Genomic DNA, 12,695 nt, shown 5'->3' on the forward strand with positions numbered 1-12,695 from the left:
AATATCTTGCCAATTTATTATCAGCATTTTATGTTGTCGAATGGCTGGAAAGTGCCATTTGCGGACATTGGAAACGCTCAAATCAGCGAGCGCCGCTTTTTGGCGTCCGCTGCCTTTGCTTATTAGGCATTTCCTCTGTTGCTTGGATGAATTCGCTCTTTAAGAATGCGGGTTAGATCTTCAACAGATAATGGACCAAAGTCTATATTTTTTCGAATTTCTCCGAAAACGGAAAACATTCTTCCGTGCCCTTCTAAAGATGGGCAATGAGAGTTGAAATTTCTACCTTTGAATTCTTCAAATCGCCCTAAATCATTAACAATAAAAGATGCAGTTCCCATATAGGAAGATTCATTATTTCCATCAAATCCCGGAAACTTTGGGTCTTTTCCAAACGGTTTTGCCGCCTCTTCTAAGTTTGCTTTTTCTTCGTCTGACAACTGCTCATAACTATGCTCAATAAAGCTCCACATATCTAATATATCAAGGACTTCTTTAACAATTTCTGGATCATCTTGATCTTCAAAAGGTATTCCAGAATATTTCCACGGTATTGCCCATAAGTTATTACTAAATATTGCAGACTGAATAAATTTCGGCTCAATTTCACCGTCTATTTCTAGGTTCTCATACAGCTCACTCAGCATCAGGAGTATTAGTTTTTCACCATCTGATATTTTCATATTATCTTCCAAATTATTTAGCTAATATTGAGCGTTCCTGACGCTCGTCAGCGAGATCTTTAACAAAGGGCATGAAGCTATTAATCTTGTAATAAATCCTCTTCCCAACTTCTTTAATAGTTTCAGGGCCAGAAGCATCCGATAACGCTTCAATATCTTCATTTAACTCATCGCACAGTGCGCTAGCTTTATTTACAAAGAGATCGGAGAAATTTGAGCTTTGCTCATTCAGAAGCCGTGCATACTCCTCTACCTCCTTTGCAATACTATGAAAGTCGACACCTTTAAGCTTTTTGGCGTTGCATGACGGACCTATTTTTGATACTACGGATAAAATTCTATCTGTTTGGGCATGAACTTTTGAAACCTCAACTAAACGTCTACGATCAATCATCTCGTCTCTAACTTTTACTGCCTGAGACGCAGAATCTGCAGCCTTGTTAGCTTCGATAAATGCCCATATCGCAGCCCCGATAGATGCAACCGATCCTAGTATTGATAATATAGTTTCCATTTATACCTCAGGTTGTTCTTTAGGGTTGCCTAACGCCTCAAACACAGCCGTAATTCGTCCAGTAATTGACTTGCTAGGTATTTTCATCACCCATAATGTGATCATAAACTTCAGGTGGTAGGTCGATGGTAATACTATGAACCTTCATTTTAATTAGCCTAAGAAATTCAGATTTAACCCATATGTAAGCTTTGGACACATTAGATATATCATCACTAGTAATTTGAATATCGTAAAACGTTCTTGGATGCGTCAATTTATTCCTTGCTTCTTTCGCTATTAAAAAAGCGCTATATTTTTCATCATTAGTATTAAGATTAAACCCCTCAAGCCCCCAAACTTTTGATGCTAGAGAAAACGTTTTCTTAATATTCTCATCTATGGGTATGAAAAATGGAATTGTTTCTTCATTTCTAATTTTCTCTTCAAATAAAACTTCAGAATTTTTTTTTGTGAGGGAGTAAGAAAACCTATTTAATCGTAAATCACTTTTTATTTCATACTTGATAATATGAACGACAGCCTCAATGAAAGAAAATACATTTCTTACTGCGGCTCTTCTTAAATGTTGTGACTTCTTATCAGATTCTAAAATCTTGTAAGATTCAAGGACATCATCTAATAAATGCTCAAATAGTTTATGCATTCTTGTGGATCCTTCACCTAATAATATATCGGGGGATGACGCCATACTTACTCCTGATACCTAACAATTTAATAATACGCTCATCGCTGCCGACTTAACGCTCATTCATCTACTTTATATAGTTTTAACAAATAACCTAAGTTATTACTATAACTAAGTTTTCTAAAGTTTTTAGGTAAAGTTAAATGAACCAATATGCGCGCAGCGCTCATTTTCATGAATATATGCGCAAAAGTAGTTTGACCACTCAATTGACTATTATATTTATCCAATCTCAATGACTGGTTATCGCTCTATGCTGCCACCTAAAAAATTAAGCTTTAAAACGCAGTAAGCGCATATAAAATGCGCTTACTGGGAGTAATTTACTTTAAGCTAACTTTTAAAGTTAGTGCCTAAAGCTTGATACTAACGCGGGTATACCTGGCAGCATGCCTACCATGGCCATTACGCTGGTTAGTAATACAAACATGACTAGTGGAATAACCCAGCGGCTCATGCGGGTAAGTTCTTTACTTCTTTCTTTACAACCAATAAAGCCTAAGTTGTCTAGCAATATGGTGAGTGACCAACCAAATGCAGGGTTAACTAAGCTTGAAGCAAATACTACAATAGCAGCTGATTGGGTGGTTTTACCTACGCGAGTCATTTCCATGCCGGCTTCTAGTAGTGGAATAAATACCCCTACTATTAGCGCTACACATAGCACTGGTTGCCAAATTGCAAGGTCCATAGGGTAGCCCCATACGCCAGCAATAATACAAAATAGTGCGGTTAAAATAGCGCCTGCTGGTATTGGGCGTTTAGCAATGGCTGCTGGCACTATGTAAGTACCCCACGATGATGCAAAGTTAGCGCCGCCCAGTAGCGAGCCAAAGGTTTGCCTAACTGATGCGCTAAGCATGGTGTCGTCTATGTTCATTTGTACTTTTTCGGTACGTTTTGGGTAGCTTATTTTTTGAAATACCTGATGGCCTAAAAAGTCCGGCGACCACATAGCAACAGCAAGCACTGCAAATGGCAGTACTACTACAAAGCTTTCTAGGGTAGGTAGGCCTAACATCCAGCCGGTGTCTTCGCCCCACCAGTACATAGGGTCCATGTTTGGTAGGCCCGGTGCAGTATGAAACTCAAACGGTGCGCCTAATGCAAAGGCTATTGCGCCGCCTAAAATACAGCTAAGTGGTACGGCTAACCAACGCTTTTTAAAATGCTCTAACATGGCATATAAAATTATAGTGGAAAAAATAACAATAAAGGCAATGTGGGTCATATCGATGGCTTCGGCCCATGCAAACAGCTTTTTAACTTGCGAGGTTATGCCTATAAACCCTAGGTAGAGTAAAAGCCCGCCACATACGCCTTTACTGGTTAGTTTAGCCAGTAGTGTTCCGCCTTTACTTATTGCCAAAATTAAACCAAAGGCTGCTATGAGCAAGCCAAATGCCATAGGATGCCCCCCTGCTGCAACTACAATTGGAATTAACGGAATTAAAGGGCCATGAGTACCGGCTAAGTTAGCGGTAGGTAAAATAAAGCCTGAAAACAAAATAATAAAAAAGGCGACGATAAGTAATTCGTAACGCACGTTTTCTAAAACAAAAGCGTCGCTTAAACCCAGTGGGCTTGCAAACGTTGCGGCAATGGCGGCAACCATAACCACTTTACCTATGGTGGCAGCCATTGCAGGAATAGCGTCTTCAAATTCGAACCTGTAGTCTCTAAAGGGTAAGTTTGGGCGCCAGCGTTTAGGCTGCATAATTTGCAGCTCGTGTTCTAGGTATTCGTCTCGGCTATTAAACTCAGAGCTAGGCTTGTATAGATTTTTATAGCTATTGGCAGCGGTTTGAGTATCCGCTCCTGGTTTTGCATCAGATGAAATATCATCTTGCGGCGTGGTATTCATGGCTTCTCCTGCAACATAGTTGCTCACTCAAAATAAAAATACAGCTTTGTTTAAAGCAAATAAAAATTGAGGCGGCAGGATAAAGCAGCTAGCAACAGATTACGATTAGTCAAAGGTCTTGTATGAAACCATTTTATAACATTTATATACCTATGGCTGAATGTAGGATTTGGTGTTAAATGTATTTTTTATTGTTTTTAAACAGATGGTTAGCTTGTTTTTATAAAGGTTAAAGTGCAGTGGATTATTTTTTAGCATTTACAGCAATAATAAAAATTAAAATAATTTTATCTGTATTTATATTATGTTACTTAAACAAATAGGGTATTTAGCCATGTTTTAGCTGAAAATTTAACTAAAGTTTGGTTATTGATACAAAAATAACGCAGCAGAATAATAATGTGTGGCTTTGCATCTCTCTATAATTAGCAGGTTATTACAAGCGAGCTTAATTGCTTTAACAAGGATAAAAAACAGTTTACTGTTTTTGTTAGCGCTCATCAGATAGAATCCGCCTTATGATTTTTACTTGTTAAGTATTTTCAAAACCGTAACGTTTAAATAGCGAGACCTTCTTATCCTTTTAGAAAATGATACAAAACCAATGAATGATATAACGATAGCAACTCACAACGGTACTTTTCATGCAGATGATGTTTTTAGTGTAGCTGCACTTAAGTATATTTATCCTTCTTTTAAACTTATACGCACCCGCGATATGGAGCTTATAAGCAAAGCCGATGTTGTGATTGATGTAGGTGGCGAGCATAACCCAGAGACAGGCCGTTTTGATCACCATCAACGTGGCGGTGCCGGGGCGCGTGAAAACGGTATTCCTTTTTCTTCATTTGGTTTAATTTGGCAAAAATATGGCCTTGAAATATGCCAAGGCAGCCAAGAAACAGCCAATGCAATTGACTCTGGTTTAGTATCTACTATTGATGCAATTGACTGCGGCCATGTTGAAGGCGTTGCTAAAGGCATTAGCCTTAGCCAAACTATTTCAATGTTTAACCCAACGTGGCAAGAAGAGAGCAACTTTGATGCCTGTTTTGATGAAGCGGTTGAGTTTGCATCGCGCATTTTAACTCGCTTTATTGCTGCGGCTAACGGTGGCATTAATGCAAAAGCAATTGTTGCTAAAGCGATTGAAAATGCCGCTGATCCACGCGTAATTGTGTTAGAGCAATACACACCGTGGAAAAAAACCGTGCATGCGCTTTCTGATAAAGCATTATATATGGTTTATCCTTCGCACTCTGGCCAGTGGATTGTGCAAACTGTACCGGTTGAGCCAGGATCGTTTGAAGACCGCAAGTCACTCCCAAAACCGTGGGCTGGTTTATCTGATAAAGAATTTCAGGACGAAACTGGGCTTGAAGATGCTGTTTTTTGTCATAACGGTTTATTTATTGCTGGCGCAAAGTCGTTTTCAAGTGCGATGAAAATGGCAGCAATGGCGCTAGAAGCCTAGTAATATAGGGCTTTAAAAGCGCTAGCCGCTAAAATTAATATTTACGCGCATAAAAAAACGCTAGCAAGTTAAGCTAGCGTTTTTTAATTATTGCCTAAAGCATTATTCTTTAACTGCTATGGCTATTTCTACTTCATCAGCACTTTTGTAATATTCGTAGTCGCTGCTGTAGGTACGGGTAAAGAGACAGTCGTCTGAGCTAAAGTATTGCCAAATTTCGCCCCACAGATCGATTACCGCATCGGGCATTTCACCTGTCCCGTTAAATACTAAATAACTCCCTGCCTCGGTAGTTACTTTTACTGACTTTTTATCTCCAATCGACAAGTCGTCGCAACAGGCTATTACATCAAACTCACCGGTTACATCGCTTTCATAGTTAGTGTAAACACCATACGTTTTTGTATTTTTTGTTAGCTGTTGCCCATGTTTTTCACCAAATTTTTGCCAAAGCTCCGTTATTTTTGCAGTGCCAGAGTTCATTTCATCGGCGTTACACGTTCTTACCTTTAAACCAGTTAAAGTTATACTTGGGAGTTGCTTTACTTGCATTATGACCTTCCTTACTTCAATCACTTAGCTTTAACGTAACTATAACGTAACAGAAAAACCATTATGGACTGTAACTATTTATAAGTCCTTTAAATTATTTAATTTGAACTCTGGTTAAGAGATTTACTAATGTATTACAGCAATTATAAACTCTCTTTTATTGTTTTAATTACTGTATGCATACGTTTTGCTAATGGCCTGTTGCGATGGTGGCACACGTAAATATTTTCACTTATAGGGTTTGCCAAATAATGAGTTTGTATAAGTTTAGGCTTATTAAACGCACTTATTGCATGCGCAGGTAACACAGTAAAGCCCAGGCCTAAGCTTACCGGCTCCAGTATTAAACTTATTTGATTAGAAAAGCCGGTGTGTTTTATTTGCTCTAAATGTTCAAACTGCGGGTAGTTTTCGCTCAACAAAAGTTGCGCATGATGTTTAGCGTCGGGGTGAGCAATAAAGCCAAGTTCACATAAAACCTGCCATGTTGGGGTTTTAATATGTGCTGGAGTAACTAATAGTAACGGCTCATTGCCTATTTTATGGCTGGTTACTTCGCTAAGCGTGGGCGCTTGGGTTAAAAAACCAATGTCGGCATTATGGTTAGCTACGGCCTGCTCAACACTCATATTTGGCGCAAAGCGGTAGTCAATATTCAGCCCTTGGTGCTTTGTTTGCAAAGCTAATAACTGGCTATAAAACTGCAATCCACAACTACCAGGCGACTGTATTTTTACTTTACCGCTGTAAGGCGAGTCGTCTTTTAATTGCTGCTCTAAAAACTGCCACTCTTTAAGTAATAAACTGCCTTGTTGATACAGATTTTGCCCATGCACAGTAAGCGAAAACTGTTTGCCGTGTCTTTCTAGCAAAGCACAGTTAACGTGCTGCTCTAATTTTTTAATGTGTTGGCTTACACCCGACTGGGTCATGTGGAGGCGATTGGCTGTTTGCGTAAAGTGATTTACCTCAACCAAAGTACAAAACGTATTTAACCATATGGGATTTATCATTACAAAATGTACTCAAAATGATGATTAATGATTATTTTACTTAATTTAACTGGCTTCGTAAACTAAACGCATTAACCAGTAACAAGATAAGCAGGAACATTATTATGAGTCATACCTATCCACGTAGTTTTTCGCATATTGGTATTTCGGTACCAAACGTTGAAAAAGCAGTAGAGTTTTATACCCAAGTTATGGGTTGGTACACTATTATGGAGCCAACCGAAATACTCGAAGACAAAAGCCCAATAGGCGAAATGTGTACCGAAGTGTTTGGTGAAAAATGGGAAAAATTTAAAATAGCGCACTTATCTACAGGCGATCGTATTGGTGTAGAAATTTTTGAATTTAAAAATCAAGAAAACCCAAAAGATAACTTTGAATATTGGAAAACCGGTATTTTTCATTTTTGTGTGCAAGACCCAGATGTTGAAGGCCTAGCAGAGCGCATTGTAGCCGCCGGTGGTAAAAAACGTATGGCCGAGCCACGTTACTACTACCCAGGTGAAAAACCATACCGCATGATCTACATGGAAGACCCGTTTGGTAATATCCTAGAAATATACAGCCACAGCTACGAACTTATTTATAGCGCTGGCGCATACTAAGTTAGTGTACTTAGCATTAAAATATATAAAGGCTGCAGTAAGTTACTGCAGCCTTTTAAATGCCCCAAATTAAGTAGAAAGTTAAGAGTTAAGTAGACACCCACACTTATTATCAGTATTTGAATAAAGCTGTTCTTAATTAAATAATCACTGATTTTTAAAGTGGGTGTCTACTTAATTGGGGTTTAGTTAGTTGCCGTAGCAGCTAATTTGGGGATGCACTGTAAATGCCCTTTACAGTATAAAAATAAAGCATAGCCAGTTATTGAGCATCACGTTAATATGGATAAAAATAACACGATAAGAATTATAAAATGTTAAACAAAACCAATGCACTTATTTACTTTTTGGCCTTTAGTAGCGGCTTTAGTATTATGGGAATTGAGCTGTTAGGTGGGCGTATTTTAGCGCCGTTTTTTGGTAGTAGCGTACATATTTGGGGCAGTATAATTACGGTATTTATGCTGAGCCTATCGTTTGGTTACTTACTTGGTGGTAAATTGTCGATTAAGCGCCCTAACCTAGCCAAGTACGGGAGTATTTTTTTACTGGCAAGCATTATGGTGTTACCCATTGCGTTATTTGCTAACCCGATAATGGAATTTATTTTTACTCACATTGAAGACAGCCGCTATGGCTCGTTGCTCGCCTCAACGGCATTATTTTTTGTTCCTACTATTATATTAGGCATGATCTCTCCTTACTCGGTTCGGCTTTTAGTTACCGACAGCGAACACAGCGGCCAAGTTGCTGGCGGGTTGTATTTTGTAAGTACCTTGGGCAGCGCATTAGGCACTATTATTACCTCATTTTATATGGTGCTCGCGTTTGACGTAAACGCCATAATAATTGGTTTTGCCTTAACCTTAGCGGTATTAGGCTTATTAGCCATACTGGTAAATAAACTATTTTTAGCGGAGCGTCGTTATGCATAAAAGCAATTTTCACATGGTTTTATATATGCTTATGCTACTTAGCTTGTTGTTTTCAAACTTTAGTGTGGCTAAAGCAATTCATAGCGAGCGCTCGCTTTATCGTAATATATTAGTGGAAGAAACCGGTAATTTACGTTGTTTAAAGTTTGATGAAAAATCTAGCCAAAGTAGTCAAAGTTGTATGTATATTAACGAACCAAAAAAGTTAGTTTTTAATTACACTAAATTGGTGTTTTCAAGTTTGTTGCTAATAGAAGATCCTAAAAAAGTACTTATTATTGGTTTAGGCGGCGGGACTTTATCTAACACTATTTCAGAGCTTTACCCTAAGGCAATAATCGAAAACATTGAAATAGATCCTGCGGTAATTAAAGTAGCTCGCGATTACTTTTATTTTAAAGAAAGCGCTAAGGTAACGGCAAAAGTACAAGACGGTCGTATTTTTATAAAGCGTGCGGCGCTTAAAAAGCAGCAGTTTGATTGGATAATTTTAGATGCATTTAATGGCGACTACATTCCTGAGCATTTACTAACTAAGGAGTTTTTTGAAGAGTTAAAAAGTGTGCTTGCAAGTGACGGCGTTATTGCGGCCAATACGTTTTCATCGAGTAAACTGTACGAGCACGAGTCGGCCACTTATTACGCTGTTTTTGGCGACTTTATTAACGTTAGCCGAAAAAACCACAGTAATCGTATTATTTTAGCTGGCAATAAAAATACCCTTACCCAAGCGCATATTAATAAACGCGTAAATGAGTTAACCCCGCTGTTATTGCCATACGGTGTAAATATTAAAGCTATTAGCCAAATGCTGCACTTTACAAAAAATAATCACGATTGGCCTGAAAATACAAAAGTTCTTACTGATCAATACTCCCCTGCTAACCTACTCAACTTTTAGCCTAGGCGTGTTTGGTATTATGTGTGGTTATTGCCTTTTTATGGGAATAACCACACTACATAGGCTCTGCCTTACCTAAAACCAAATATAACGCTGCAAATTAAACCTTAAAAAGATCAGCTACCCCTAGTGTTTTAGCGACTAAACCTTTACTAAATCCTAGCTAAATATTTACTTAGCATGCTAACTAATGGTAAAGTGCTTAGCATGCTAAGTAGTTAGAGGTTGAAATGTCTAAACCAGTTCCTTTTCATGAAACACTCGATTTAACCTTGTGTGGCAGTATGGGTCGAGTGCATAGGTTATGCCGAGAAGTTGTTACAGTTGCCGTTGAGCCGCTAGGTTTAACTCAGTCGCGTTGGATTGCTTTGGTGCATATAAATATGCTTAAAGAAGGAGTAACTCAACAAGCCTTGGCGCATAGTTTAGGCATTGAAATGCCGTCGCTTACGCGCACGCTTAAGCAACTCGAAGAGCTTACTCTTATTACCCGTCAAGTTGATAAGCACGATAAGCGCAGTAAAAAAATTTATTTTACAGAGCAAGGCCGCAATATATTACAGGCGGTAGAGGCACAGATCACTGATATTAAAAATCAGCTTTATAATGGACTAAACGATGAGCAGCTTGATTTAATGGCTCATGGTTTAATTAAAATGGAAGACAACGCAAAAAATTATATTAAATATCACAGTTCTAATAAGGCTAACAATGACACCTGATCAAAAATTTGCGCGCTATGTGAGGCTTTCACTCGTTGGATTTATTTTAGTATTTTTATACTATGTTATAGCCGATATTTGGCTGCCAGTAACGCCACAAGCGCGTGTTTACCACCCAGTAGTACAAATTTCACCGCAAATAAGTGGCCGTGTTACTAAGGTGTTAGTTAGCAATAACCAACCGGTAAAGGCTGGTGATATATTGTTTGAAATTGATCAAAGCACTTACTTACTGGCTGTTGAGCAAGCTAAATTAACCCTCGATGATGCCAAATTACAAAACAAACGCCTTGATACGAATGTTAAAGCGCTTGAGGCACAAATTAGTGCAGCTAAAGCAAAACAACATGAGCAAAGCTTATTAAAAAGTAGAGGCGAAAAGCTCTATAAACAAAACTCTATATCGGAACAAGAGCTGGAGAGTATTCGGGCTAACTTTGCTGCAAGTAAATCAAACGTAGCGGCTTTTGAAGCGCAATTAGCTGAAGCTGTTTTAGCGCGTGGCACATCGGGGGAGGATAACTTAGCGCTGCGCCATGGAGCGAATCAGTTAGCGCAAGCTGAGCTTAACTTATCGTACACACAAGTTCGCGCTTTAAGCGATGGTGTGGTTGCTAACTTGCAATTACTTGACGGTGCTTATGCCCTTAGTGGCCAACCTTTGTTAGCTATTGTGGCTAAAAAGGCTGATTTAGTAGCCGACTTTCGTGAAAAATCATTGCTTAATATGCACCCAGGTAGTTTAGCAAAAGTGGTTTTTGATAGCCGCCCCGGTGAAGTGTACGATGCAAAAATTAGTACCTTTGAAGCGGGTGTAAGCGATGGCCAATTAAGTGCCAATGGCTTGCTAAGCACTACCGAAACCAGTAACCGTTGGGTACGCGACGCACAGCGCCAACGTATTCATTTACAGTTATTAAAAAACGATCAAGCGCTAATTACTAATATGCCTAGTGGCGCGCGTGCTACGGTGCAACTACTTCCTGAGTCAAAACTTGGACAATGGTTAGGCGCAGCACAAATACGCTTTATTAGCTGGTTACATTATATTTATTAGTGGGGGCAAAATGAGTCAAAAAATTAGCCAGTCTCCACAACTTGATTCAAACGGCCTACGCCAAGCACTGCGTATTGCCGGCGGGTGCACGTTAGGGTTTGCTATTAGTAAATTAATGGACTGGCCAAATGGGATTTTTTTTACCGTTTACCCCATGTTGCTATTAGGCTTAGTGCCAACATTAAATAAATCTGTGGTTAGGCAGTTTTTTGCCAGTGCCGCATTTAGTGCGTTTGTTGTGCTTATATTACAGGGGTTATTTTCGCACTTGCCGGTGCTTATGGTACTGATTGTATTTGCCTGTTTTTGTATTTTATTTTACCAAATGAGTAGCGGAAGTGGCTTTTTGTTTGGTGCCTTAGGTGCGGTTAGTTTATCGATTCAATTACACTTTGCCAGCTACGTAACCAGTAGTAGCAGTATTTATCCGCTTATTTTAAGTAACGGTATAGCCATTATTTTAACTGTAGTAATTGCAGCATTAATGCATGGTTTATTCCCCGATGTTACTGCGCGCCCTGGGCGTGCAGTGCCAACAAAAGATAAAGCAAGTATTCGCCACGAAGTGCTGTTGTGCTCAAGCGTGGCTACGTTATCGTTTATTGTTTTTCAGGTACTGGATTTACAAGACTCTATTTCGGCGCAGGCGGCATCTATTTTAATTTTATTTTCGTTGTGTTGGAAAGCCGCAGGCATAGCCAGTTGGCAGCGTATAATTGGCACGCTTATAGGCTGTAATGCCGCGCTTTTGTCGCAGTTGTTTTTATACACTCATACCGACTTTTTACTGTTTCCTGTTATTGTGTTGTGGATTTTATCGTTTATATTTAGTCGTTTTCATATTTTAGGTGGAGGGCCGCCGGGCATTGGCTTTGGTGTTTTAACCACGTTTGGTATTTTATTTGGGCAGTCGTTAGCCCCTGGGCAAGACTTGATTTACAGTGCGTTGTATAGGTTTAGCTCTGTAACAGTGGCTGTTGTGGTTAGCTTAAGTGCGGTATATGTAATGCACAGAGTATTAAATAAATTTAATACTACACGCCATCATACCTACGATTAGCGATTAGCGATTAGCGATTAGCGATAAAAAAGGCTGCATTTTATTTGCAGCCTTTTTTATGTATTAGCTAAATATATATTTGTCTAAAGCTTAATATTGCCGCGTAATGCTTTGGTTTGGCCGTGTTTGGTTTTTTTATCCATGCGTTTACGCTGCGAATTACGGCTAGGTTTAGTGGCTCTGCGGGCTTTATTTACTTTAGTGGCGTTAATAATTAGATCTTTTAAGCGTTTAAATGCATCTTCGCGATTAAGCTCTTGCGTGCGGTGGCTTTGCGCTTTTATTATTAATACGCCGTCTTTGGTTATGCGGCTATCGTTTAGTGCAAGTAAGCGTTCTTTATAAAAGTCGGGTAATTTAGAGCGGTTAATATCAAAACGAAGATGAATAGCGCTGGCTACTTTATTAACGTTTTGTCCACCGGCACCTTGCGAGCGAACTGCGGTTAATTCGACTTCCCATTCATCAATGGTCACGGTATTTGAAATAGTTAACATTATACTCAGCTAGTTTTTATAAAAACCTAGTATACCATTTGTGATTAACTATACCCAAATCAAGGTAAGCAGCTATTAATTGGCGTAAATTTAACCCGTAACGGTTAACCCGCCCTTTAGGTTGTAACCT

At 39.1% G+C, this 12,695-nt stretch carries 14 protein-coding genes; 7 read left to right on the forward strand and 7 right to left on the reverse strand.

Going from position 1 to position 12,695, the window contains the following annotated elements; translation table 11 throughout:
- Window positions 1–122 precede the first annotated feature (122 nt).
- The 4 genes from PTRA_RS15720 to PTRA_RS15735 form a co-directional block, all read right to left on the reverse strand.
- Window positions 123–683 (reverse strand): YfbU family protein, encoded by a 561-nt coding sequence (locus PTRA_RS15720; RefSeq protein WP_058375140.1) that lies wholly within the window; start codon window positions 681–683, stop codon window positions 123–125.
- A gap of 13 nt (window positions 684–696) precedes the next feature.
- The gene (locus tag PTRA_RS15725; protein WP_058374636.1) at window positions 697–1,197 is read right to left on the reverse strand and encodes a hypothetical protein; all 501 of its coding nucleotides are present in this window, start codon (window positions 1,195–1,197) and stop codon (window positions 697–699) included.
- A 73-nt stretch (window positions 1,198–1,270) separates the two neighbouring features.
- The gene (locus PTRA_RS15730) at window positions 1,271–1,888 is read right to left on the reverse strand and encodes a hypothetical protein (protein WP_058374637.1); all 618 of its coding nucleotides are present in this window, start codon (window positions 1,886–1,888) and stop codon (window positions 1,271–1,273) included.
- Between the two features lie 343 nt (window positions 1,889–2,231).
- Window positions 2,232–3,749, reverse strand: coding sequence for a DUF3360 family protein (locus PTRA_RS15735; RefSeq protein ID WP_058374638.1), 1,518 nt, complete (start codon window positions 3,747–3,749; stop codon window positions 2,232–2,234).
- A gap of 604 nt (window positions 3,750–4,353) precedes the next feature.
- Between PTRA_RS15735 and PTRA_RS15740 the strand changes: the two genes are divergently transcribed.
- Window positions 4,354–5,223: an MYG1 family protein gene (locus tag PTRA_RS15740; RefSeq protein WP_058374639.1), complete on the forward strand. Its 870-nt coding sequence runs from the start codon at window positions 4,354–4,356 to the stop codon at window positions 5,221–5,223.
- A gap of 102 nt (window positions 5,224–5,325) precedes the next feature.
- On the opposite strand, the gene PTRA_RS15745 is transcribed toward PTRA_RS15740, so the two are convergent.
- Both PTRA_RS15745 and PTRA_RS15750 read right to left on the reverse strand, forming a co-directional pair.
- Window positions 5,326–5,775 carry a GyrI-like domain-containing protein gene (locus PTRA_RS15745; RefSeq protein ID WP_058374640.1) on the reverse strand — a complete coding sequence of 150 codons (450 nt, stop codon included), beginning with the start codon at window positions 5,773–5,775 and terminating at the stop codon, window positions 5,326–5,328.
- A gap of 143 nt (window positions 5,776–5,918) precedes the next feature.
- Window positions 5,919–6,788: a LysR family transcriptional regulator gene (locus tag PTRA_RS15750; protein WP_058374641.1), complete on the reverse strand. Its 870-nt coding sequence runs from the start codon at window positions 6,786–6,788 to the stop codon at window positions 5,919–5,921.
- A 104-nt stretch (window positions 6,789–6,892) separates the two neighbouring features.
- On the opposite strand from PTRA_RS15750, the gene PTRA_RS15755 reads away from it, so the two are divergent.
- The 6 genes from PTRA_RS15755 to PTRA_RS15780 all read left to right on the forward strand — a co-directional run bounded on the left by PTRA_RS15755 (window position 6,893) and on the right by PTRA_RS15780 (window position 12,068).
- Entirely contained in the window at window positions 6,893–7,393 is a 501-nt protein-coding gene (locus PTRA_RS15755; RefSeq protein ID WP_011329672.1) for a lactoylglutathione lyase family protein, read from the forward strand.
- A 314-nt stretch (window positions 7,394–7,707) separates the two neighbouring features.
- Window positions 7,708–8,328 carry a fused MFS/spermidine synthase gene (locus tag PTRA_RS15760; protein WP_058374642.1) on the forward strand — a complete coding sequence of 207 codons (621 nt, stop codon included), beginning with the start codon at window positions 7,708–7,710 and terminating at the stop codon, window positions 8,326–8,328.
- Between the two features lie 13 nt (window positions 8,329–8,341).
- Entirely contained in the window at window positions 8,342–9,229 is an 888-nt protein-coding gene (locus PTRA_RS15765) for a spermidine synthase (protein WP_058375141.1), read from the forward strand.
- A gap of 230 nt (window positions 9,230–9,459) precedes the next feature.
- Window positions 9,460–9,951, forward strand: a complete 492-nt coding sequence (locus PTRA_RS15770) for a MarR family transcriptional regulator (RefSeq protein ID WP_058374643.1) — start codon at window positions 9,460–9,462, stop codon at window positions 9,949–9,951.
- Complete coding sequence (locus PTRA_RS15775; protein WP_058374644.1) at window positions 9,941–11,008, forward strand: HlyD family secretion protein; 1,068 nt, start codon at window positions 9,941–9,943, stop codon at window positions 11,006–11,008. The genes PTRA_RS15770 and PTRA_RS15775 overlap by 11 nt, the downstream gene beginning before the upstream one ends.
- Before the next feature lie 10 nt (window positions 11,009–11,018).
- The gene (locus PTRA_RS15780; protein WP_058374645.1) at window positions 11,019–12,068 is read left to right on the forward strand and encodes a DUF2955 domain-containing protein; all 1,050 of its coding nucleotides are present in this window, start codon (window positions 11,019–11,021) and stop codon (window positions 12,066–12,068) included.
- Between the two features lie 83 nt (window positions 12,069–12,151).
- Here the strand turns inward: PTRA_RS15780 and arfB are convergent, their stop codons facing one another.
- On the reverse strand, window positions 12,152–12,565 hold the full coding sequence (gene arfB / locus PTRA_RS15785; RefSeq protein ID WP_058374646.1) for an alternative ribosome rescue aminoacyl-tRNA hydrolase ArfB: 414 nt from the start codon (window positions 12,563–12,565) through the stop codon (window positions 12,152–12,154).
- Window positions 12,566–12,695: the final 130 nt, after the last annotated feature.

The sequence above is a fragment of the Pseudoalteromonas translucida KMM 520 genome (assembly GCF_001465295.1).
In the GTDB taxonomy this organism is placed as follows: Bacteria; Pseudomonadota; Gammaproteobacteria; order Enterobacterales; family Alteromonadaceae; genus Pseudoalteromonas; species Pseudoalteromonas translucida.